Origin of the sequence: Streptomyces sp. NPDC053493 (genome assembly GCF_044544825.1) — a bacterium.
Classification (GTDB): domain Bacteria; phylum Actinomycetota; class Actinomycetes; order Streptomycetales; family Streptomycetaceae; genus Streptomyces.
On sequence record NZ_JBITXS010000003.1, the window covers coordinates 97004 to 119777 of the forward strand.

Consider the following 22774-nt stretch of genomic DNA (forward strand, 5'->3'; position numbering starts at 1 on the left):
CGGCCGGTCCTTTTGTCATCCCCGGGCGCCGAAGGCCGCGGCGGACGGACCCGTCACCCCTCCAGCAGGGCGAGGACGGCCCGCTCGACCGGGCCCTGGACGGCCGGACGGCCGAAGACGCCGTCCTCGCCGAGGCGTTCGAGCACGGGCGCGATGGTCACGCCGGCGGCGTAGCGCTCCAGGACGCGGGGCGCGATGTACGAGCCGCGGCAGACGGCGGGCGTGTTCCCGAGGTAGGCGCTGACCTCGCGCACGGCCCTGCCGACCGCCCGGCGGCGGGCGGTCGCGGAGGTCCCGGCCCGCTCGGAGACCGCCAGGGCCACCGCGGCGAGCACCGTCGCGTGCCAGGTGCGGAAGTCCTTGGCGCTGAGGTCCACGCCCGACCGGTCGCGCAGATACGCGTTGAGTTCGTCCGCGCGCAGGTCGTGCCAGGCGCCGTCCTGCCAGTACGCGAAGAGCCGTTCACCGCCCGCCCGCCGGCGCAGCAGGGCCCGCACCACCCGGTGGACCGCCTCGTCGGCCACCGCGGCCGTGATCCGATGGCCGGACTTGCCGGGATAGTCGAGGTGGACCAGGCCACGCGCGCAGCGGACGTGCTCGCGCCGCAGCGTCGTCAGCCCGTACGAGTCGTTCGCGCGCCGGTAGCGGTCGTCGCCGACCCGGAAGAAGCCGTAGTCGAGCAGCCGGGCGGCACACGCCAGCACCCTCTGCCGGCACAGGCCGCGCCGGGCCAGGTCACGCCGGACGGCGCGCCGCAGCCGGGGCAGCGCCGCGGCCGCCTCGCGCACATGCACGTGCTTGGCGCGTTCGCGCTGGGCCCGGAACTCCGCGTGGTACAGATACTGCCGCCGCCCGGCCGCGTCGGTGCCCGTCGCCTGGATGTGGCCGTCGGGCCAGGGACAGATCCACACGTCGCGCCACGCGGGCGGGACCACCAGGGCCCGCGCCCGGGCCCGGTCGGCCTCCGGCAGGGGCCGGCCGGTGGCGTCGAGATAGCGGAAACCACGGCCGTGACGGACCCGACGCCAGCCGGGTCCGGCCGGATCGCTGGTACGCAGCCGCACTCCTTTCCGGTGCCCCGATCGGCTCGTCGCACGCACGGGCATGCGCTCAGCGGGTCGCGAGCACGATCCCGTACACCGCGAAGAACAGCGCCACGAGGACGACGAGCAGGAGCACGACGAACAGCGGTCCGCCCGCCCAGCCGCGCTTCGGAGGACGGTACGGCCCCGCGCCGGTGCTCGTGCTCGCCTCCGCGGGCGGCGTCTCGCCCGGCGGCACACCGCCGCCAGGCTCCAGCCCGGACGTCGTACGGGGCTCCGGGTCGGGATTGCCCGCCCCGGGACTCGCGGGATTCCTCGGTCCGGTCATCACTGTCACCTCCTGGTCGGCCGAGCGGCCGTGTGCCCGGCGGCTACCCCCGGAGCGCGCCGGGCATCCGGGCCACGGGCGGCCGGTCTGCGGAAGGCCTCCGGCGGACGCCGGAGGCCGGGGCGGACGGACACGTACGGGAGCGGCTCAGCTGCCGGTCTCGCGCTGGTCGGGAGGAGTTCCCCCGCCCTCGCCGCCACCGCGGCCGCCCTTGTCGGTGCCGTGCGGGCGGCCGGCGCCACGCCGCGCCTCCGGCGACTGGGCGGCCTTGTTCGCCGCGCTGTCCTGCGGAGTGCCGGCACCGCGCCCTGGGTAGTCGCCGGTCGGCACCGCGAAGGCGCGGAGCGGGCCGGATCGGCCGGAGGAGGTCAGGGAGATGCGCAGGCACGCCGACGGTTCAGGAACCCGCCGTACCGGAGGGCGTCGGCACCGGCTGACGGACGAGGAGTTCACGGCCTTGATGCGGGAGGCCCGCGCCGAGGCGCGCCGGCGTTTCCTCGGACGCCCGCCCTCGGACGAGCCCGACTTCGCCCTGCGCACCCAGCACGCCGAGTTCGGCCAGGCCGCCCACTGACGGCCGGACCGCCGTTTCGCCGCTCCGCTAGCGGGCAGCCGCGCAACAGACGGACGTCACAGCCAAGGGGGCCGGCCCATGTCCACCGGAACAATACTGGCCATCGTCATACCGCTCGCGGTGGTGATCGCGCTGATCGCGCTGGCGATCGTCCTGGACCGCAGACGCCGGCGGCGCCGGCTGCGCGAGCGCTTCGGACCCGAGTACGAGCGCGCGGTCGACGAGGCGGGTGGCCGCCGGGCCGCCGAGCACGAACTCGACGCCCGCGAGAAGCGGCACGCGTCGCTCGACATCCGCCCGCTGGCACCCGAGCTGAGGGACCGTTACGCCCGGGAATGGCGCGGCGTGCAGGAGCAGTTCGTCGACCGGCCCGAGGAGGCGGTCCACGACGCCGACCGGCTCGTGACCACCCTCATGCGGGAGCGCGGCTATCCCACGGACGACTTCGACCAGCGGATACGCGACCTGTCCGTGGAACACGGCAGGACCCTCGGCCACTACCGGGACGCGCATGAGGTCGACCGGCTCGCCTCCGCGCACCGGGCCACCACGGAGCAGCTGCGGGGCGCGATGGTCCACTACCGCGTCCTCTTCGACGAGCTGCTCGCCAACGGCAACGGCAACGGCAACCAGGCCGGCCCGGCCGGTCACGACAAGTGAGGCGCGGCAGCATGCACCCCAAGGACACACCGTCACGGGCCGAGGACACCGGCCTGTCGACCGACGACATCGCCCGCACGCACGAGACCCGCACGCACGAGACCGCGGAAGGGCAATCCGCACCGCCGCCCACCTACCCGGGCGAGAGCATTGCCGTCGGCGAGGACACCGGCCGGTCCGTCGGCGAGGACACCAGCCGGTCGGGCGGCGAGGACACCGCGGGCGCCGACAGAAGAGGCGCGGCCGACGAGTCGCCCCAGCTGATGGACTCCGCCGCCGAGGAGGACTTCCGGACCCGCTGGCGGGACATCCAGAGCCTGTTCGTCGACGACCCGCGTGAGGCGGTGCACTCCGCCGACTCCCTCGTCGCCGACGTGATGCAGAAACTCGCCGCCACCTTCGCCGAGCACCGCAGAACGCTCGAAGGACAGTGGAAGGAGGGAGCGGACGTCGACACCGAGAGCCTGCGCACGGCGCTGCGCCAGTACCGCTCCTTCTTCAACCGGCTCCTGACCACCGGCCAGGACCAGGCCGGCACCGGTTGACCGGCCGGGAACGGACCGCCACCGCCGTCCCGTACCGCCGCCGCCTCCACCCACGATCGGGTGAGGGCGGCGGCGCATTCGGCCCCCGAGAGGGGCATCCGGCACTCGCCCGCGGGCAAGGTGGCGTCGTGGCGACGCATCCTCCCTCCTTCCGCTCCCGCGGCCGGGGCGCCCGGCGGCGACTGCCGCGTGCCCTGGGGTCCGTGGCGGTGGCCCTGACCGCCGTCGCCCTGACCGGCTGCGGTGCCTCCGCCGCCCGCGAGGACGGCGCCACCGACGCGGGCCGCCGCTTCACGACGGCCGTCGCCGCGGGCGACTACCGCGCCGGATGCGAACTGCTCGCGCCCGAGACCCGTGACGAGGTCGAGGAGGACGCGAAGGGCCCGTGCGGGCCCGCCCTGCAGCAGCTGGGACTGCCGCGGGCCGGTGCCGCGCGAGGCGTCGACGTCTACGGCCGGCAGGCGCTGCTGCGCATGACGGGCGACACGCTGTTCCTGTCCCTGTTCGACGACGGGTGGAAGGTCGTCGCGGCCGGCTGCGAGCCGCAGGCGGAGGACGAACCGTACCGCTGCTCACTGAAGGGATCCTGACGGTGAAGATCGTGTTCGTCGGCTGCGTCCTGACCCTCCTGGGCGGTCTCGCCTACTTCACCGCGATCGGGGCGATGCACCGGTGACGGCGGAGCGCTCGACCCGCCCGGACGGCATGGGCTTCTGGCGGGCCAACAGCCTCTCCCTCGCCTTCGCGGCGGCCTTCTTCGTCGTCCTGGCCTGCCAGGCCGTCTCCGGACGGGCGGAGTTCAACGAGCAGCTCGCCGTCGAGGGCCTCCAGCAGATCGGCTTCGGCGACTACCTGATGTCCTCGGACTTCGCGGTCGACGTCACCGAGAACTGGCAGTCGGAGTTCCTGCAGTTCTTCCTGTACGTGTTCGGCACCATCCACCTCGTCCAGCGCGGCTCACCGGAGTCCAAGCCCCTCGCCCGGGCAGGCTCCGAGAGCGACCGCGACCAGCGGATGGGCGACCACGCCCGCGCCGACTCGCCCCGCTGGGCCGGTACGAAGGACTGGCGCCAGGCCGCCTACTCCCGCTCGCTCGGCCTGGTCATGGCCGCCATCTTCTTCCTGTCCTGGTTCGCCCAGTCCGTCTCCGGCGTCGCCGCGTACAACGGCGAACGGCTCCGCCAGCTCCAGCCGCCCATCGGATGGGGCTCCTACCTCGGCTCCTCGGACTTCTGGAACCGCTCGCTGCAGAACTGGCAGTCGGAGCTCCTGGCGGTCTTCGCCATGGTCATCCTCTCCGTCTACCTGCGCCAGCGCGGCTCGCCCGAGTCCAAGCCGGTCGGCGCCTCGCACACGGCCACCGGGGTCGAGGGCTGAGCCCCGACCCCGGATCCGGCCGGCAGCGCGACGAACGCGCCGCGCCTCACGGACTGAAGAGGATCTTCACGGCGCCGTCGCGTTTCGTCTGGAACATCTCGTACGCCTCCGGAGCCTCGGCCAGCGGCAGCCGGTGCGTCGCGAAACCGTCCACGCCCAGCGGATCGTCGTCCGTGAGCAGCGGCAGCAGGTCGTCCACCCACCGCAGCACGTTCGCCTGCCCCATCCGCAGCCGCAGTTGCTTGTCGAACATCACCAGGAGCGGCATCGGGTCCGCCGCGCCGCCGTAGACGCCGGAGAGCGACACGGTCCCGCCCCGCCGCACCAGCTCGACCGCCAGATGGAGCGCGGTGAGGCGGTCCACGCCGAAGCGCCGCATCAGCTTTTGGGCGACCGCGTCGGGCAGCCGGGCCACCATCGAGTGCAGCCCGCGGACCAGCGGCGCGCCGTGCGCCTCCATGCCGACCGCGTCCACGACCGCGTCCGGGCCGCGCCCGTCGGTCAGGTCCCGCACCCGTTCGACCAGGCCGTCGCCCTCCTCGGCCGGGTCCAGGACGTGCACTCCGCGAGCCGCGGCCCGGGCGCGCCGCTCGGGCACCGGGTCGATGCCGATGACCAGCTCCGTGCCGCGCAGCAGGGCGATGCGGGCGGCCATGTCCCCGATCGGGCCGAGCCCGAGCACCGCCAGCGAACCGCCCGGCGGCACCTCCGCGTACTCGACCGCCTGCCAGGCCGTCGGCAGCACGTCCGACAGATAGACGAACCGGTCGTCCGGCGGTCCCTCGGGCACCGGGATCGGCAGGGTGTCGCCGAACGGCACGCGCAGGTACTCCGCCTGCCCGCCCGGCACCTGCCCGTACAGCTTGGTGTAGCCGAACAGCGCCGCGCCCGTGCCGTACGCATGCACCTGCGTCGTCTCGCACTGCGAGTGCAGGCCCTGCGCGCACATCGCGCAGCTGCCGCAGCAGATGTTGAACGGCACGACCACCCGGTCGCCCGGCGCGATCCGCCGCACCTCCGGCCCCACCTCCTCCACCACGCCCATCGGCTCGTGCCCGAGCACGTCGCCCGGGTCGAGGAACGGTCCGAGGACCTCGTACAGATGCAGATCCGATCCGCACAGCCCGCTGCTGGTGATCCGCACGATCACGTCGGTGGGCTCTTGGATCACCGGGTCAGGCACGGTCTCCACGGAGACCTTGCGCCGACCCTGCCAGGTGACGGCTTTCACAGCTCCTCCTCACGGCCAGGAGACCTCGCGCCGCGGTACGACGACGAGCTCGGCGGCGGCGCTGCCCGCCGGTACGGAAAGGGCGTAGGCGACGGCGTCCGCGACCACCTCGGGACTCTGCAGCAGCGCGGTGTCCGTGTCGGGGAAGCGGTCCATGATGAACGGGGTCTCCATGCCGCCCGCGATCACTCCGGTGACGCCGATGCCGGGGCAGTCCCGCTGCGCCTCCTTGAAGAGCGTGTGCGTGAAGGCGCGCAGTCCCGACTTCGCCGCCGAGTACGGGCCCGCCTCGGTCCAGGTGCCGACGGCCGCGGTCGACAGGATGTTGACGACGTGCCCGCCGCCCCGGTCCACCATCCGGCGGTACGCCTCACGGCAGAGGTACATCGGCCCGAGCAGGTCCGTGGTGATCACCCGGGTGATCTCCTCGGCGGTGAGCTCCGACACGGGCTTCGTGACGTCCACGGCGGCGCAGTTCACCAGGACGTCCACGCCGCCGCCCGCCGCGCCGCCCAGCGCGTCCAGGTCGGCGAAGAGTTCGGCGACCGCCTCGGCGTCGCACACGTCCAGGGCGACCGGCCGCGCCCGCAGCCCCTCGGCCAGCAGGCTCTCGCACAGCTCCTTCGCCTGCTCCTGCCGCACGTCGGCCACCAGCACCGAGGCACCGGCCCGGGCCAGCCGGCGCGCGATCGCGGCGCCGAGCCCGCGCGCACCGCCGGTGACAAGGGCCTGCCGGCCGTCGAGCGAGATCTCCACTCCACTGTTCATCGCTGACTCTCCTCCGTCGTCTTCCAAGGTCGTGCGAGCAGGCCCCACGGTCGTGTGAGCAAGCCCACGTGAAGTCCAAGTCCGCCGCGCGCCAAGCGCGTTGAGCAGACGGGCGGGTGGGCCGGGCGGGCCTGTGACGGCGGCCACCGTGCTTCTCGAGAACCGTCTGCCACGATGGCCGACGGCCGTTCGGCCCGCACCCGCACCTCCGGCGGACACGGCGGACCGCGGCCGCCCACCTCCCCCTCCCGACCCTCGCGCGCACCGGCGCGGCCCCCGGTATTCCTGTGCCCTCCTTGCGTACGTTCCCGTCCTCGTTCCGTCCCTCGTCCCGGCCGTCCGCGTCCGCGCCGGGCGACCGCTCGCCCTGGCGATCGCTGCGTCACCGCGGCATGCGCTGGTGGGCCGTCGCCCACTTCGTCTCCAACACCGGCACCTGGATGCAGCTGACCGTCCAGAACCTGCTGGTGCTGCACATCACCGGGTCGCCCGCCGCGGCCGGCCTGTCGATCTCCGCGCAGGCGGCCCCCGGCCTCCTCGTGGGCCTGCTGGGCGGCGCCGCCGTCGACCGGCTGCCGCGCAAGGCGACCGCCGCGCTCTCCCAGGTGGCGCTCGGCCTGGTCGCCCTGACCACCGCACTCCTGGTGGCCACCGACGGACTGAACCTGCCCGTCCTCATCGCGCTCGCCGTCGTCACCGGCCTCGTCGCCACCATCGACGGCCCGGCCTGCGCGCTGCTCGGCAACGACCTGGTGCCGCCCGGCGACGTGCCCTCCGCCATCGGAGTGGGCTCGCTCGCCCACAGCGGCGGCCGGCTCACGGGCGCCGCGCTCGCGGGAGTCACCGTCGCCACCCTGGGCACGGCCGCGGCCTACGTCGCCAACGGCCTGTCGTTCTTCTTCGTGGCGGCCGTCATCCCGTTCCTCAAGCTCGTCAGGCCCCAGGAGCACGAGCCCCGCCCGAAGGCCGGGGCCGCACCGGACCAGGCCGCACCGGACGGAGCCGCGCCGGGCCTGTCCGAGGAGACGGACACGAGCGTGCGGGCCGGGCTCGTCTTCTTCGCGCGCCGCCCGCGACTCGTCGCCCTCGCCGGTCTGAACGCCGTCAGCGCCCTCTTCGGCCGGAACTACTCGCTCACCCTCGCCGTGCTCGTCACCGGGCCGCTCGCCGGCTCCACCGGCTCCTTCGGTGCCGTCTCCACCACGCTCGCCGTCGGCGGCATCGTCGGCGCCGTGCTCGGCGCCCGGCTGCGCGCTCCCCGGGTGCGCCTGGTCGCCCTGCTCACCGCGGGCGGCGCCGTGCTCCAGATCGTCGCCGGCGCCTCCCCGTCGCTGGCCTTCCTGATCGTCCTCGCCCTGCCCATGGCGGTCGCCGAATCCGTCGCGGACAACGCCCAGAACACGCTGCTGCAGACCGACCCGCCGCCGCGGATGCGCGGCCGCGTCCTCGGCGCGTGGAACAGCATCCGCACGCTGTGGGGCCTGGCCGCGCCGCCCACCCTCGGCCTGCTCATGGAGCTGCTCGGCGCGCGCGGCGCGCTGGTCACCGGCGGCATGGTCGTCGCCGCCGCGGTGACCTGCGGCTGGCTCCTGCACGGCCGCCGGTCCGCCCCGGCCGTCCGGCCCCTGCCGGAGCCGGTCGTCCCGGTCGCCCTCACCCGCCCGGCCGTGGAAAGCGCCGCCTGACCGCTTCACGGGCCCGCCACCTTCGCGGGCAGCCGGCCGGGCCGGCCGGGCTCCGCGACAGCCGTGAACACGGCCGAGACCACCTCGTCGACCGTGATCCGCAGCAGACGCGGGTCGGGGCGACCGGCGTGGGGATCACCCGGGCGGCTCGTGGCGGCGCGCCGGGCGCCGGAGGGCCCGCGGTCCCGGTCGGCGCCGGGATGCCACAGCGCGATGTGACGCCCGCCGGGCGGCGGGCCCCACAGCTCCGGCGAGACCGGGCCGAACAGCACCACGGACGGCGTGCCCAGGGCGGTCGCCAGATGGGCCAGGCCGGTGTCTCCCACCACCACGCAGCGCGCGGCGCCGATCAGCGCGCACAGCTCGCCGAACGGGACCCCACCGCCGTCGCCGCCCAGCACCGCCGACGGTGGCAGGCCCGCCGACTCCGCCACCGCCCGGGCCGACCGCTCCTCACCCGGGCCCGCCGTGACCACCACCTCGTGGCCCGCGGCGCCGACCTCACGCGCCACGGCGGCGAAGCGTTCCACCGGCCACCGCCGGGCGGCGGCCTGGGCCCCGGGATGCAGCACCACCGCGCCCGGCCACGGCGGGCGGCCCGGCCCGGCGGGCGGTGCGATGCGGACGTCGTCCGGGTCGGCCGTGAGCCCGTACCAGCGCAGCAGCCGGCACCAACGCGTCCGCTCGTGCTCGTACGGCGTCCACGCAGGGCCCGCCACCTCGGGCACGGACGGATGCCGGAAGCCCCACAGCTCCTCCGGTTCGACGCCCAGCAGCAGGTGGTGGCTCGCCGGGCCCCGGCCGTGCAGGTTGACCGCGAGCCGCGGGCGGCGGGCGGCGCGCGGCAGCGCGTCGGGAACGGCCCGGTCCCGCCCCGCGGCGGGCAGCAGCCGGTCCACGCATCCCGTCAGCGCCGCCGGCGGCCCGAGCTCGCGCGGCGCGGCCAGCACCAGCTCGTGGTCCGGGAAGCCGCGCCGCAGCGCCCGCAGCGCCGGAACGCCCGCGAGCAGGTCACCGAGGCCCAGCGCCCGCAGCACCAGCAGCGCGGGACGCCCCGCGGCGCCGGTCATCGGGCGGCTCCGCGGATCGCGGCGGCGGCCCGGGCCGCGCGGTCGGCGAGCGAGGTGGTGGAGCGGCCGTCGAGGTAGGGAAGGACGACGGTCTGGCCGCCCCAGCGGCGCAGGACCTCCGTCTCCGGCAGGCCGTCCGCCGAGTAGTCGCCGCCCTTCACCCACACGTCCGGCCGCAGCCGGGCGAGGAGGCGTTCGGGAGTGTCCTCGTCGAAGGAGACGACCGCGTCGACGCTGCCCAGGGCCGCGAGGACCCGCATCCGGTCCGCGAGCGGGGTCAGTGGCCGGCCCGGACCCTTCAGGCGGGCCAGCGAGGCGTCGGAGTTGACGCACACGATCAGGCAGTCACCGATCCGGCCGGCCCGCTCCAGGAGGCCCACATGGCCGGCGTGCAGCAGATCGAAGCAGCCGCCGGTCGCGACCACCGTGCCGCCACGGGACCGCACGGCGCGGGCCAGCGCGAAGGCGTCGGGCGCGCGGTCCCGCGACCCGGCGGGCCGCCGGCCGGCCGAGGCGTCCGGCACCGCCGCGGCGCCGCCCGCCGCCACGAACGCGGCCGCCTGCGCCACGCCCCGCTCCACCGCCTCCGCCGGCAGCGCGCCGTCGGCGAGCGCCACGGTCACGGCCGCGGCGAAGCAGTCCCCGGCCCCGCACGGGTCGCCCCCGCCGGCCTGCACCGCCGGCACCAGCAGCGGAGCCGCCGACCCGGCCCGCGTCAGCAGCGCACCGTCCGCCCCGAGCGTGACGGCCACGTACGTGGCCCGCCAGCCCCGGGCGAGCGCCGCGCCCCGCTCCGCGTGCACGCGCAGCGAGGAGGCGGCGGGGGAGGAGGCGATGTCGCCGGCCGGGACGGGTGCGTCCGGTGCGACGCCGTGCGCCGGATTCCTCGGCTCGCCGGCGGCCGGGCCGGCGGCGGGGGTGGAGGCCGGTGCGGGGCCGTACGACGGTGTCGGCGCAAGTTCGTACGGGAACGGGGTGCCCGGGGCGCCGGGGTCGACACCGTAGGTCGGTGTCCCTGGCTCGCTGGTCAGCGAGTCGGCGGCGGCGGTGGTGTCGGTCGGTGCGGGGCCGTACGGGAGCGGGGCGTCCGGCATCGGTTCGCGGGGCAGGTCGTCCGGGGCGCCGGGTTCGGCGCCGTAGGCCGGGGTCCCTGGCTCGCCGGCCGCCGGGTCCGCGGCGGTGGTGTCGGCCGGTGAGAGGCCGTACGAGAGCAGGTCACCTGGGATCGACTCGCGGGGCAGGTCTCCCGGACTGCCCGTCCGGGCGCCGTGCGCCGGGTTCCTCGGGTCGCCGGACACCGCCTCCGAGGCGGAAGCGGAGGGCGGCTCGGGAGCGAAGGCCGCGGCCTCCTTCGCGTTGGGCGTGGCCAGGCAGGTGCCCGGGACCGGCGGCCCGCCGCGCGGGTGCGGGTCCCAGACCAGCGGCACCCGGGCGGCGGCCTCGGTCAGCGCCTCGCGCAGCACGTCGGCGGTGCCCCGGCCGTAGTCGGAGACCAGGACGGCGCGGGCGGCCCGCAGGGCGGCGAGGGCATCGGCACCGGGCCGGCCCGGGCGGCCGCCGCCCCGGTCCAGGCGGACCAGCGGCCGGCCGCCCGCCAGGACGCGGGTCTTGACCGGGAGGGTGCCGTCCAGCGGCAGGGCGACGATCCGGACCCGGTCGCCGAGCGCCCGCCGCGCCGCGTCGCCGGCGGCGTCCGTGCCGAGCGCGGTCACCAGGACCACCTCCGCACCGGCCTCCGCCGCGAGGAGCGCGGCGAGCCCGGCCCCGCCCGGCCGCCGCCGTACCCGCGTCACGTCGACGACGGGCACCGGCGCGTCCGGCGCCAGGCGGCCGGCCTCGCCCTCGACGTCCTCGTCGAGCAGGAGGTCGCCCACGACGACCAGCGGGCCGCGGTTCACGGCGTCCCTCCGAGAAGGGCGGACGGCACGCCGTCGTAGGCGGACCGGCCGGAGGCCGTGCCGCCCGTCTCCGTGCCGGCGAGCGCCGCGTCGAAGAACTCGCACAGCAGGTGCACGACCACCAGGTGCGCCTCCTGCACGGTCGCGGTGGTCGGGCCGGTCACGCACACGGCGTCGTCGGCCGCCTCGGCCAGCGGATTGGGCGCCGGTCCGGTCAGCGCCCACACGTCCACGTCACGGGACCGGGCCGTCATGGCGGCGGACAGCAGGTTCGCGCTGCGGCCCGACGTCGACAGCAGCATCAGCACGTCGCCGGCCCGGCCGTGGGCGGCCACCTGCCGGGCGAAGACCTGCTCGTAGCCGTAGTCGTTGCCGATGGCCGTCACGCTCGACGTCTCGGCGTGCAGCGCCAGGGCGGAGAAGGCGGGGCGCTCCTCGCGGTAGCGGCCCACGAGTTCGGCGGTCAGGTGCTGGGCCTCGGCGGCGCTGCCGCCGTTTCCGGCGACCAACAGGCGGCCGCCCTCGGTGAGCACGCCCGCGAGATGGCGGCCCCAGCGGGCCAGCCGCGCCAGTTCCGCGCCGTCGAGGTCGTCGACCGCGCGGCACAGGGACCGGCAGTGCCGCCGTGCCTCCTCGTAGGTACGGGATTCGTTCATGACGGGTGGGCTCCTTCGTCTGTCTCTGCGTCGTGCGACCGGTTCGCCGGCCGGCCCCGGCGGGGCGGGCCGGTCCGCGGGTCAGCGCGCTCCGGCCGCCAGCGGCGCGTGGGCGGCGAGGACGGCGCGGTAGGAGTCCTCCGTGGCCCCGGCCACCCGTGCCCACGAGAACCGTGCGAGCACCCGGCGCCGCCCTGCCCTGCCGTACCGCGCGCGCAAGGCCGGGTCGGCGAGGAGCAGCCGGGCCGCGGCGGCGAGCAGCCGAGGGTCGCCGGGCGGCACGTGCAGCCCGGTCACTCCGTGGTCGACCGAGTCCAGCTGGCCGCCGACGGCGCTCGCCACGACGGGCCGGCCGCAGGCCATGGCCTCCAGCGGCACGATCCCGAACGGCTCGTAGTCCGCCGGGCACAGGACGACGTCGGCGCTCCGTATCAGCGCCGGCACCACGGGCCGCGGCACCGCGCCGGTGAAGAAGACCCGGTCGGCGACGCCCAGTTCCTCGGCGAAGGTCCGCAGCCGCCGCACCTCCGGGTCCGCCGCGAGGTCACCGGGCGGCGGACCGCCCGCGACGACGAGTTCGGCGTCGGGCAGTCGTACGAGCGCGGCGACGGAGACCGCGGCTCCCTTGCGCGCGACCAGCCGGCCCAGGTGCAGCAGCCGGTGCCGGAACGGCCCGCGGTGGGCGACGGGCCCGTCCGGGCGGAAGAAGGCGGGGTCGACTCCGCAGGGCACGATGTCGGCCTTGGCCCGCGGGATGCCCATGGCGGCCAGTTCCTCGACCTCGTCCCGGCAGGTGGCGACGACGCGGTCGCAGCCGAGGCCCACCTGGGTCTCGCAGCTGACGCGGCTCGGCGGGCTGGTGTCCGCCGCGCCCAGGTGGCGCCGCTTGACCGAGCCGAGCGCGTGATACGTGTGCAGGAACGGCGTGCCGGTGCGCTCCGTGGCCCACAGGCCGGCCAGTCCCGACATCCAGAAGTGCGCGTGCACCACGTCGGGCCGGTCCTCGCGCCACCGGTCGGCGAGGTAGCGCGCGAACGGCCGCATGTGCGGCAGGAGATGGTCCTTCGGCAGATGTTCGGCCGGCCCGGCGGGCACGTGGTGGACGAGGACACCGGGCCGCAGCGGCACCGTCACCGGCAGGGCGGCGTCGTCGCGCCGGGTGTAGACGACGACCCGGTGGCCGCGGTCGGCGAGCGCCCCGGCGAGCTGGGCGACGTGGACGTTCTGGCCTCCGGCGTCGACGCCGCCGAGGGTGGCGAGCGGGCTCGCGTGCTCGGAGACGAGCGCGACGGTGAGCGGGCTGGTCATGAGCATGCCTCCGCGGTGAGGCGCTCCCAGTCGGCGAGGAAGCGCTTGAGACCGTAGTGGTCGAGGGCCGCCTGACGGGCCCGGTTGCCGTCCGCGGCGGCCGCGGCGGGTTCGGCGAGATAGTGCCGGGCGGCGCGGGCCAGCACCTCCGGACGGGTGGAGAGGATTCCGGCGCCGGCCGGGACGGCCTCGGCGGCCTCGGTGGTGGCGAGCACCACCACGGGCATGCCGAGCATCATCGCCTCGATCAGGGAGAGGCCGAGCGACGTCCAGCGGATCGGGTGCAGATAGAAGCGGCGCTGCGCCATGGCCGCGTGCAGCCGGGCCTGAGGGAGGTCCGCCGTACGGCAGCGGTCCTCGGGCAGTCCCAGGTGCGCGGCGAGGCCCTCCGTGCGCATGCCGAAGACGTCCAGGGGCGTCGCGGCGGCGAGGCCGGGCAGCAGGTCCGTACCGACGAACCGGCCACGCCGCACCGGTTCGTTGATCACCACGGCGGCGCGTGGGAGGCCGCCGGTGTAGCGGTGGCCCGGGTCGACGACGCCGTGTTCGACGACGGCCGTCCGGGTGCTGCCGTTGTCCCACAGGAGCCGGTTGAAATGCGTGACGTGCACGAGCGTCAGGTCGGCGCGGTCGGCCGTCGGATGCCGGGTCAACGGCACGTCGGCGCGGGGCGTGTTGTGCTCCACGTACACGGCCGGCACGTCCCGGCCCGGCCGGCGGCCGCCCAGCCACTCGGTGGCGAGCGCCTCCTCGTGCGGACGTTGCAGCACGACGAGGTCGACCGGCGCGTCACGGAGCCGCTCCGGCGGCACCTCCTGGACCGAGACCGGCCAGGTGAACGTCTGCGCCCTGCCCCGCCCGTCCGGTCCGCGGTCGGGCGTGACCGGGACCAGATAGGTGTGCGGGCCCTGGACGAAGGCCGTCGTCCAGGATCCGTGGACGTGCCACAGCAGGATGTTCATGCGGTCGTCCCTCCGATCGCTCCCGTCGCCACCGCGGCGGCGGGGCGGAACTCCGGGGCCGGTGCGGCGGGCGGCAGCAGCGAGGCCACCGCCTCCACCACCGCGGCGTCGTGGATCCCGTCGAGACACGGGTGTCCCGGTACGGGGCAGACCCGGGCGCGGCTTCCCGCGCAGGGCGCGTTCTGGTCGCCGAGCAGCACGTGCGGGACGCCGTACGGGCGCCAGCGCTCCGCCGGGACCACCGGCGCGAACAGGCACACCACCGGCGTCCGTACGGCCGCCGCCAGATGCGCGGGCCCTGTGTTGCCCGTCACGACGGCGCCGGCCCCGGCGAGGACGCCCGCCAGGTCACCGAGTCCAGACGTCTCGCCGCCGAGGTCCAGGCCGTAGCGGCCGGCCACGAGCGCGGTCAGCCATCGCTCCGACGCCGAACCGGTGACCACGACCCGGTGGCCCGCCGCGTGCAATGCGGCCACCGCCCGGGCCGCGCGGGGCGGGCTCCAGGCCCGGGCCGGCACCGCCGCTCCCGGGTGCACCACGACATAGGGGGCGGTGCCGGTCAGCCGGGCCGTGTCCGGCAGCGGCCCGGCCCGCAGCCCGCCGTCGTCCCCGGCCGGCAGCCCGAAACCGGCCGCCCGGGCCAGGTCGAGACCCGCCTCGACCTCGTGCCGGCCGGGCGCGCGCCGGTGCCGCAGGTCGAGCAGCGCGCCGGGGTAGTCCTCGCAGTCCGCGCCGATCCAGTCCACTCCGGCCAGCCGCAGCAGCAGCGCGACCGGCAGCGGGCTCTGGTGGTACGAGACCAGGACGAGTGCCCGGTCGAAGCGGCCGGCCGTCACCGCCCTGACCAGCCGCAGGCAGTCCCGCGGCGAGACCGGCGGCGGTTCGAGCCCGACCCACGGCGCCTCGTGCACGAGGACGTCGTCCACGCCCGGCAGCAACCGCGCGGCCGGGGCGCCCTGGGGCCCGCACAGCACCGCCGTCCAGGACGAGCCCGCCGCCACCGCCCGCACCACGGGCCCGGCCAGGAGCACGTCCCCGGCACTGTCGAGCCGCACGACGAGCGTGCGCGGCCGGGCACTCACGGGCCACCGCCTCGGCCACCGGCCCTGCCACCGGGTCGGACACCGCCCGCGTCCCGGCCCGCGCCGGCCGGCAGGCTCTTGCCCGGGTCCGCGCCGCGGTTGGCTCCCGCGCCGGCCGGCAGGCGCTCGCCCGCGTCCCACGCGCCCCGCTCGGCACCTGCGGCCGGCCCCTCGGCCGGCGGCAGGTTCGGGTCGGGTGTCGGCGGATCGGGGGGCCAGGAGGTGGTGAGGGCGATGCGGACCGCCGTGGTCAGGTTCGGGGCGGTGCGGGGGGCATCGGCGATCTCGGGCGGGAGCGTGGCGGGAGTCGGGACGAGGACGCCGTGGGCGCCCGCCGCCCGGGCGGCGGACATGTCGCTGCCGATGTCGCCGATCACGACGGTACGGGAGGGCCGGGCGCCCAGCCGGGCGCAGGCCGCGAGCACCAGACCGGGCGCCGGTTTGCGGCAGTCGCAGCCGTCCTCCGGGCCGTGCGGGCACACGGCCCAGACGTCGAAGGGCCCGAGCAGCCGGTCGACGCGCCGCCGCACGGCCGCCACCTGGCGGCGCGTCAGCAGCCCGCGGGCCACACCGGACTGGTTGCTGACCACACCCACGGCCACTCCGGCGGACCGCAGCAGGGCGAGGGCCTCGGCGGCGTCGGGGACGGGGACCACCCGGCGCGGGTCGCCGTTGTAGGGCACGTCGACGATCAGGGTCCCGTCCCGGTCGAACAGCACCGCGTCCGGCACCGCGTCCGGCACCCCGTCCCGCACCGGCCCGTCGGCCGCGCGCCGTACCGTGGGCGCCACCGCGCCCGGGCGTCCGGCGAACAGCCAGGGCGCGGCGGGCCGTGCGGCGCGGCCGGCGGCGGTCATGACACCGCCTCCCGGCGTCCGGCCGCCGACGCCGGCGCGGCTCCGGCGGCCGGCGGACGTGCCGGCCCGCGGGGCCGTTCCGCCCGGTGCGCGAGGAGACCGCGCAGCCAGTGCCAGGTGGCGGCGGGCGGGATGGCCGTACTCGTGAGGATCATGTCGGCCACCTCCGCGCGGGACCGTGGACCCGGCAGGATCCGGGCCAGGGCGAACTCGGCCGTCCCGGCGCACCACAGCGCGCCGCACACCGCGGCGGCCCGGCGCCGGCCGGCCAGGGCGCAGCCGAGCGCGGCGGCGCCGGCGGCCGTGACGGCGCGGTGGCGGGACAGCCGCCCGGGCGGGGCGGCGGCCCGCTCGCGCCAGTCGGGTCCGTGCAGGCGGCGCATCAGGACGTCGTCGCCGTTGCCCGCCTGCTGGCGGAGCGAGATCCACCGGTCCGCGTCCCGGGGCGGGTGCGCGGTGCGCCGGCGCCCGTCGTCGATCGTCCAGCCGCCGGCCGTCAGTCGCAGGGCGAGGTCGGCGTCCTCCCGGAAGGCGCGGCGGAAGCGTTCGTCGAAGCCGCCCGCGGCCTGGAAGGCCTCCCACCGCACGGCCATGTCGGCGGTGATCCACCGCGCGGTGGCCAGCGCGGCGGTGTTCCGCTCGCCGTCGGTGGGGCTCCGGCCCTCGGGCAGCGGCACCTCGATCCGGGCCGCCACGGCGGCCGTGGTGGGCGAGGCTCCCGCCAGGTCGTGGGCGAGGTCCTCGGCCCAGTGCGCGGACGGTACGACGTCGTCGTCGAGGAAGACGAGCCAGGGCACCGCGTCCTCGGCCGCCACGCCCGCGCCGGTGTTCCGCGCGGCGGCGGGACCGCGGGCCCGTCCCGGCACGACGAGGGTGACGTCGCGCAGGGCCTCGGGCACCGGCAGGTCCGGCACGCCGCCACCGGGAGCCGGCCGGTCGTGCACCAGGACCACCCGCTCGGGCCGCCGGCCGGCGCCGGCGCGGGCCAGGGAGTCCGCGAGGGCCTCCAGGCACCGGTAGAGGCTCGGCCGGCCGACGGTGGGCACGACGACCGCGTAACGCGTGTCCTCGGGGCGGCCGTTCACCGGACGCACCTGTCCTCGCCGGGGGCCTCGCCGGCCCCGTCGTGCCATCCGTTCGCGGTGGCGCGGAACATGTCGGCGCGGCGGACGGCGAACGGCCCGATGGCGAGCAGGTCGACCGGTGTGGAGCCGAAGCACTCCAAGGCGTCACGCGGGTCGTCGACCATGGGCCGGCCGGCGGTGTTGAGGCTGGTGTTGACGACCACGGGCAGCCCGGTGAGCCGTTCGAACTCCTCCAGCATGCGGGCCACGAGCGGCTCGTGGCGCCGGTCGACGGTCTGGATCCGCGCGGTGCCGTCGACGTGCACGACGGCCGGGATGCGCTCGCGCCAGGCCGGGTCCACGTCGTGCACGAACAGCATGTACGGGCTCGGCAGCGGCCCGTCGAAGATGTCGGCGGAGCGTTCCACCAGCACCATGGGCGCCACCGGCCGGAACTGCTCGCGTCCCTTGATGTCGTTGAGCCGTTCCAGGTTCCCGGCGTGGCCCGGGTGGGCCAGCAGCGAGCGGTGGCCGAGGGCCCGCGGGCCGTACTCCGAGCGGCCCTGGAACCACGCCACCACACCGTTGGCGGCCAGTGTCTCCGCGACGAGCACCGCGATGTCCGGCGGGCGTTCGAAGGGCACGGCGGCCGTCTTGAGCCGTCCGGCGAGCTCGTCGTCCGTCCACTCGCGGCCGAGCGCCGCGCCCGGCATCGGCGCGGGCCGCTCGCCCGCCTCCGCGGACAGCAGCAGGGCCCCGCCGAGGGCCGTTCCGGCGTCGCCGGCGGCCGGCTGCACCCAGACGCGGGAGAAGGGGCCTTCGCGGGCGAGGAAGGAGTTGGCCACGCAGTTGAGGGCGACGCCGCCGGCGAGCGTGAGGACGTCGTCGTGGGTCTGGCCGTGCAGCCAGCGCGCCAGGTCGAGGAGGGTCTCCTCGAGGACGGTCTGGGCGCTCGCGGCCAGGTCGGCGTGCGCCGCGGTCCACTGCTCGTCGGCCGCGCGCCGCGGGCACAGTTCCGCCCAGGGCACGCCGTGCGCCCGGAAGCCGCCGTCGCCGGTGGGGTGGACGTAGCGGCGGATCTCGTCCGCGAAGCGGGGCGTGCCGTGCGAGGCGAGCGCCATCACCTTGAACTCGTCGGAGGAGCGCAGGAACCCGAGGTGGTCGGTCAGCTCCTCGTAGACCAACCCGAGGGAGTCGGGCAGGAGTTGGGCGCGCAGCGGTTCGAGGTGGTCGCCGACGCGCCGGGCGGCCAGGTGCGAGGCGCATTCGCCGCGTCCGTCGAGCACCAGGACCGAGGACGTCTCGGCGGCCTCGGCCGCGAACGCGCCGGAGGCGGCGTGCGCCAGGTGGTGTCCGACGAACCGCACGGCGGCGGGGTCGAGTCCGGGCAGCGCGGTCGCCAGGAAGCCGGGGGCGCTGCGCGCGTACGCCTGGCGGAGGCTGTCCCACGGGTCGTCCAGGCCCATCTCGTCGGCGGGCCTGGCGAGCTGGGGATCGTACGAGTAGGCGACCAGGTCGAGGTCGCCGGGTCGCAGCCCGGCCCGCTCCAGGCACCAGCGCGCGGCCTGCTCGGGCAGTTCCCAGGCGGAGAACGGCACCGGCCGCTTGCCGTGTTTGCGCCGGGAGAGCCGTTCTTCCTCCGCGGCGGCGACGGTGATGCCGTCGACGACCAGCGCGGCGGCGGGATCGTGGAAGAGGGCGTTGATGCCGAGAACTCGCATGGGAGGCCTTCCGGTGGTCGGACGGAGGCGGTGCGGTGGTACGGCGCCGCGGCGCTGCTGAAACGGCCGGCCGGGAACGGGCACGGGCGCGGAGACGGACAGGGACACGGAGCGCGGAATGCCGGTACGGACGGGGCGTGGATACGGGTACGGGCGCGGGGACCGCGCTCAGGCGGCTTCCTGGGAGCGGAACCAGTCGATCGTCCGGCGCAGCCCCTCCTCGGCCTGGACCCGTGGCTGCCACTGGAGTTTGTCGCGCGCGAGCGTGATGTCCGGGCAGCGCACCGCCGGGTCGTCGATGGGACGCTCGACGAAGCGCACGTCGGAGCGGGATCCGGTCAGTTCCACGATCCATCGGGCCAGGTCGAGCATGGTGATCTCGGTCGGGTTGCCGATGTTCACCGGTCCCGGCATCCCGTGCGCGGCGGCCGCGAGGACGCCGCGCACGGTGTCGTCGACGTAGCACAGCGACCGGGTCTGCAGGCCGTCGCCGGTGACGGTCAGCGGCTCTCCCGCGAGCGCCTGCCGGATGAAGGTCGGTACGGCCCGGCCGTCGTAGCCGCGCATGCGCGGTCCGTAGGTGTTGAAGAGCCGCACGATCAGCGTGTCCGTACCGCGGGCGCGCGCGGCGGCGCTGGTCAGCGCCTCGCCGAAACGTTTCGCCTCGTCGTACACGCTCCGGGGCCCGACGGGGTTGACATGGCCCCAGTACCGCTCGTTCTGCGGATGCTCCTCGGGATCGCCGTAGACCTCCGAGGTGGACGCCAGGACGAAGCGCGCGCCGTGGGCGTGGGCGAGGGCGAGCGCGTTGCGGGTGCCGAGGCTGCCGGTCTCCAACGTGTGGACGGGCAGCCGCAGATAGTCGGCGGGCGAGGCGGGTGAGGCGAAGTGGAGGACCAGATCGGGCGGCCGGTCCACGGTGAACGGCACGCGGACGTCGGCTTCCAGCAGGCGGAATCCGGGCCGGCCGAGGAGTGCGGTGAGGTTCGCGCGCCGGCCGGTGCTGAAGTCGTCGACACAGGTCACCTCCGTGCCGTCGGCGAGCAGCGCGGCGCACAGGTGCGAGCCCACGAAACCCGAGCCTCCGGTCACGACGGCGTGTTCCCAGTGGGGTGCGCGGGACATAGCCATGGGTGATCTCCTCGGCAGAGGTGGGGGAGAGGCGAGCCGGGGCTCCCGGTGGGCTCGCGTCAGGAGCGGTCCGAAGGGGCGGTCCGGGGCCGCCGTCGCCCGAGCCGGCCGAGCCGGGCGGGCCGGGCGGGCGGTCTGCGCATCGCGACCTCAGCTTCTCCCGAAGGAGGACGGTCGGCCACTCGAGTCCGACGTGAACCGGCAGGGCCCGGTGGGCCGCCGGGCTGTCATCCGCCCCGAGGAGCGCTCCTCACGAAGACGCGCGCGCTTTCCCAAAACTGGAGAAAGTCGAAGGAAAGCAGAAAAGGTGACTTGGTGGCCGGGTCCCGGGTAAGCGCGGTTCGACGCCGGTCGTACCGACCGGGCACGGACCGCGCGGCGGCGGACGAGCGTGAGCGCACCGATCCGGAGCGCACGTCGTCCGCGGTGAGGACCGACCCGAACGGCCCAACGAGAGGAGATCTTCATGACAGCGCAGACCCCGCCCCCGGCCGAGCGGCCGGACCGGCCGGCCGAGGCCGTGGACACGGAGCGTGACCGCGACCAGGGCCGGCACGGGGACCCTCAGGTGCCCGGAAGGCCCGGCGCCCGGCCGGCCACGCTCGAGGAACCCACCGACCCGCACGGACCGCCGCCGGCCAAGCCGGACCAGAGCGGCCCCGAGACGGTGGGCCCCACGGGACAGGCGACGGGCGAGGACCCCGCGAGGTCGGCCCAGAGCGGCGCGTACCTGACGACCGCTCAGGGCGTCCGGCTCTACGAGAGCGACCACTCGCTCAAGGCGGGCCGGCGCGGACCGACGCTGCTGCAGGACCACCATCTGCGCGAGAAGATCACCCACTTCGACCACGAGCGGATCCCGGAGCGGGTCGTGCACGCCCGCGGCGCCGCCGCGCACGGCGTCTTCCGCAGCTACGGGACGGCGAGCGGGCTCACCCGGGCCGCCTTCCTCGCCGAGGACGTGGACACCCCGGTCTTCGTGCGCTTCTCCACCGTCCTCGGCTCCCGCGGATCCGCCGACACCGTGCGCGACACCCGCGGATTCGCGACGAAGTTCTACACCGACGAGGGCACCTTCGACCTCGTCGGCAACAACATCCCGGTCTTCTTCATCCAGGACGCCCTGAAGTTCCCCGACGTCATCCATGCCGGAAAGCCGCATCCCGACCGGGAGATACCGCAGGCGCAGAGCGCCCACGACACCTTCTGGGACTTCGTCACGCTGCACACCGAGGCCACCCACCACACCCTGTGGAACATGTCCGACCGCGGCATCCCGCGCTCCTACCGCATGATGGAGGGCTTCGGCGTCCACACCTTCCGGCTGGTCGCCGAGGACGGTGGCACCACCCTGGCCAAGTTCCACTGGAAGCCGCGGCTCGGCGTGCACTCGCTGGTCTGGGAAGAGGCGCAGATCATCGGCGGCATGGATCCGGACTTCCACCGGCGCGACCTCTACGACGCCATCGAGGCCGGCGCCTACCCGCAGTGGGAACTCGGCATCCAGGTCTTCCCCGACACGCCCGAGCAGACCTTCGAAGGCATCGACCTGCTCGACCCCACCAAGTTCGTGCCGGAGGAGCTGGCGCCCGTACAGCCCGTCGGCATGCTCACCCTCGACGCCAACCCCAAGAACTTCTTCGCCGAGACGGAACAGGTCGCCTTCCATCCCGGACACCTCGTGCCCGGCATCGACATCACCGACGACCCGCTGCTCGCCGGCCGGCTCTTCTCCTACCTCGACACCCAGATCAGCCGGCTCGGCGGCCCCAACTTCGCCCAGCTGCCCGTCAACCGGCCGCACGCGCCGGTCAACGACATGCACCGCGACGGCATGCACCAGACCGCGGTGCACACCGGCGTCGCGCCCTACCGGCCCAACTCGCTCGACGGCGGCTGCCCCTTCCTGGCCGGGGCGGACACCGGCGCCTACATCGAGAGCCCCGTCGAGGTCCCGGCCGCCGCCAAGGAGCGCGCCGCCCCGGCGTCCTTCTCCGACCACTTCGGCCAGCCCCGCCAGTTCTGGCTGAGCATGACGCCCACCGAACGCGAGCACATCATCGCCGCCTACACCTTCGAGCTGAACAAGTGCTACGAGAAGGCGGTCAAGGAGCGGGCGCTGACCGTGCTCGCCAACATCGACCCCGTGCTGTGCGAGGGCGTGGCGGCGGGACTCGGCCTGCCCGTCCCGGCGGCGACCGTGCCCTTCGCGGACGTCGAACCCAGCCCGGCCCTGTCCCAACTCGGGGGCACCTGGCCGCTGGACGGGCGGACGATCGGCATCGTCGCCGCCGACGGCGACACCGGTCTGGACGCCGTCCGCACGGTCGTCGCCGCCGCGCGGCGGGCCGGCTGCGTGCCCCTCGTCATCGCGCCGGCGGGCGGCACGCTCGACGGGTCGGGCGCGCCGGTCGAGGTGCAGCGGACCTTCGCCACGGCCCGGTCCACCGAGTTCGACGCGCTGTTCGTGGCGGTCTGCCCGTCGCCCGGCCTGGACGCGCAGGGAGCACGCGACGCCAAGGCCGGTCACCTCGCGGCGGACGCCGGTTCCGTCGATCCCCGCGTGGCGCGCCTGCTCGACGAGGCGTACCGGCACGGCAAGGCCGTCGGAGCGGTACGGGACGCGGCGCGCGCCCTGGAGGCGGCGCGGCTGCCGGCCGACGCGCCCGGCGTCGTGCTCGGCGACGAGGCGGCGGAGGTGTTCAGCGGGCTCACCGAGCTGCTGGGCAGCCACCGCGTCTGGGAACGGTTCCCCGCCTCGCTCTGAATATCCGACTCGTCCGTTTATATGGCGGTGTGTGCGGCAAGGCGCGG

The 22774-nt window shown here is 75.7% G+C and carries 21 protein-coding genes; 7 read left to right on the plus strand and 14 right to left on the minus strand.

Annotation, left to right across the window (positions count from 1 at the left end; translation table 11 throughout):
• Positions 1-53: 53 nt before the first annotated feature.
• Together ACIGO8_RS10580 and ACIGO8_RS10585 are read right to left on the minus strand one after the other, a co-directional pair.
• A complete protein-coding gene (locus tag ACIGO8_RS10580) occupies positions 54-1064 on the minus strand; it encodes a DNA topoisomerase IB (RefSeq protein ID WP_399727079.1) in 1011 nt (336 codons plus the stop codon).
• Between the two features lie 46 nt (positions 1065-1110).
• Positions 1111-1371 (minus strand): DUF6480 family protein, encoded by a 261-nt coding sequence (locus ACIGO8_RS10585; protein WP_399727083.1) that lies wholly within the window; start codon positions 1369-1371, stop codon positions 1111-1113.
• 376 nt (positions 1372-1747) lie between these two features.
• On the opposite strand from ACIGO8_RS10585, the gene ACIGO8_RS10590 reads away from it, so the two are divergent.
• The 5 genes from ACIGO8_RS10590 (at position 1748) to ACIGO8_RS10610 (ending at position 4527) form a co-directional block, all read left to right on the plus strand.
• Positions 1748-1945, plus strand: a complete 198-nt coding sequence (locus ACIGO8_RS10590; RefSeq protein ID WP_399727085.1) for a hypothetical protein — start codon at positions 1748-1750, stop codon at positions 1943-1945.
• Positions 1946-2023: 78 nt separating this feature from the next.
• Positions 2024-2605 (plus strand): hypothetical protein, encoded by a 582-nt coding sequence (locus ACIGO8_RS10595; RefSeq protein WP_399727087.1) that lies wholly within the window; start codon positions 2024-2026, stop codon positions 2603-2605.
• Between the two features lie 11 nt (positions 2606-2616).
• Positions 2617-3150, plus strand: coding sequence for a hypothetical protein (locus ACIGO8_RS10600; RefSeq protein WP_399727090.1), 534 nt, complete (start codon positions 2617-2619; stop codon positions 3148-3150).
• Positions 3151-3278: 128 nt separating this feature from the next.
• Positions 3279-3740: a hypothetical protein gene (locus ACIGO8_RS10605; RefSeq protein WP_399727092.1), complete on the plus strand. Its 462-nt coding sequence runs from the start codon at positions 3279-3281 to the stop codon at positions 3738-3740.
• A 115-nt stretch (positions 3741-3855) separates the two neighbouring features.
• Positions 3856-4527, plus strand: coding sequence for a DUF6766 family protein (locus tag ACIGO8_RS10610; protein WP_399728497.1), 672 nt, complete (start codon positions 3856-3858; stop codon positions 4525-4527).
• Positions 4528-4573: 46 nt separating this feature from the next.
• On the opposite strand, the gene ACIGO8_RS10615 is transcribed toward ACIGO8_RS10610, so the two are convergent.
• Together ACIGO8_RS10615 and ACIGO8_RS10620 are read right to left on the minus strand one after the other, a co-directional pair.
• The gene (locus ACIGO8_RS10615) at positions 4574-5758 is read right to left on the minus strand and encodes an alcohol dehydrogenase catalytic domain-containing protein (protein ID WP_399727094.1); all 1185 of its coding nucleotides are present in this window, start codon (positions 5756-5758) and stop codon (positions 4574-4576) included.
• Positions 5759-5767: 9 nt separating this feature from the next.
• Entirely contained in the window at positions 5768-6526 is a 759-nt protein-coding gene (locus ACIGO8_RS10620; protein ID WP_399727096.1) for an SDR family oxidoreductase, read from the minus strand.
• A gap of 281 nt (positions 6527-6807) precedes the next feature.
• Here ACIGO8_RS10620 and ACIGO8_RS10625 point away from each other — a divergent pair, with 281 nt between their 5' ends.
• On the plus strand, positions 6808-8211 hold the full coding sequence (locus tag ACIGO8_RS10625; RefSeq protein WP_399728500.1) for an MFS transporter: 1404 nt from the start codon (positions 6808-6810) through the stop codon (positions 8209-8211).
• Between the two features lie 5 nt (positions 8212-8216).
• Here the strand turns inward: ACIGO8_RS10625 and ACIGO8_RS10630 are convergent, their stop codons facing one another.
• From ACIGO8_RS10630 to ACIGO8_RS10675, 10 genes are all read right to left on the minus strand, one after another.
• Entirely contained in the window at positions 8217-9281 is a 1065-nt protein-coding gene (locus ACIGO8_RS10630) for a glycosyltransferase family 9 protein (protein ID WP_399727098.1), read from the minus strand.
• Positions 9278-11179 (minus strand): D-glycero-beta-D-manno-heptose 1-phosphate adenylyltransferase, encoded by a 1902-nt coding sequence (gene rfaE2, locus ACIGO8_RS10635; protein ID WP_399727101.1) that lies wholly within the window; start codon positions 11177-11179, stop codon positions 9278-9280. The genes ACIGO8_RS10630 and rfaE2 overlap by 4 nt, the downstream gene beginning before the upstream one ends.
• On the minus strand, positions 11176-11835 hold the full coding sequence (locus ACIGO8_RS10640; RefSeq protein WP_399727103.1) for an SIS domain-containing protein: 660 nt from the start codon (positions 11833-11835) through the stop codon (positions 11176-11178). Before ACIGO8_RS10640 ends, rfaE2 begins: the two co-directional genes overlap by 4 nt.
• Positions 11836-11916: 81 nt before the next feature.
• A complete protein-coding gene (locus ACIGO8_RS10645) occupies positions 11917-13143 on the minus strand; it encodes a glycosyltransferase (RefSeq protein WP_399727106.1) in 1227 nt (408 codons plus the stop codon).
• Entirely contained in the window at positions 13140-14105 is a 966-nt protein-coding gene (locus ACIGO8_RS10650; RefSeq protein ID WP_399727109.1) for a glycosyltransferase, read from the minus strand. The genes ACIGO8_RS10645 and ACIGO8_RS10650 overlap by 4 nt, the downstream gene beginning before the upstream one ends.
• A complete protein-coding gene (locus tag ACIGO8_RS10655; RefSeq protein ID WP_399727112.1) occupies positions 14102-15187 on the minus strand; it encodes a glycosyltransferase family 9 protein in 1086 nt (361 codons plus the stop codon). The genes ACIGO8_RS10650 and ACIGO8_RS10655 overlap by 4 nt, the downstream gene beginning before the upstream one ends.
• Positions 15184-16044 carry a D-glycero-alpha-D-manno-heptose-1,7-bisphosphate 7-phosphatase gene (locus ACIGO8_RS10660; RefSeq protein WP_399727114.1) on the minus strand — a complete coding sequence of 287 codons (861 nt, stop codon included), beginning with the start codon at positions 16042-16044 and terminating at the stop codon, positions 15184-15186. Before ACIGO8_RS10660 ends, ACIGO8_RS10655 begins: the two co-directional genes overlap by 4 nt.
• Positions 16041-17138 (minus strand): glycosyltransferase family 2 protein, encoded by a 1098-nt coding sequence (locus ACIGO8_RS10665; protein ID WP_399727116.1) that lies wholly within the window; start codon positions 17136-17138, stop codon positions 16041-16043. Before ACIGO8_RS10665 ends, ACIGO8_RS10660 begins: the two co-directional genes overlap by 4 nt.
• Positions 17126-18829: a carbamoyltransferase gene (locus ACIGO8_RS10670; protein ID WP_399727119.1), complete on the minus strand. Its 1704-nt coding sequence runs from the start codon at positions 18827-18829 to the stop codon at positions 17126-17128. The genes ACIGO8_RS10665 and ACIGO8_RS10670 overlap by 13 nt, the downstream gene beginning before the upstream one ends.
• 168 nt (positions 18830-18997) lie before the next feature.
• Positions 18998-19960 carry an NAD-dependent epimerase/dehydratase family protein gene (locus tag ACIGO8_RS10675; RefSeq protein WP_399727122.1) on the minus strand — a complete coding sequence of 321 codons (963 nt, stop codon included), beginning with the start codon at positions 19958-19960 and terminating at the stop codon, positions 18998-19000.
• Positions 19961-20426: 466 nt separating this feature from the next.
• Between ACIGO8_RS10675 and ACIGO8_RS10680 the strand changes: the two genes are divergently transcribed.
• Positions 20427-22727: a catalase gene (locus ACIGO8_RS10680; RefSeq protein WP_399727124.1), complete on the plus strand. Its 2301-nt coding sequence runs from the start codon at positions 20427-20429 to the stop codon at positions 22725-22727.
• Positions 22728-22774: the final 47 nt, after the last annotated feature.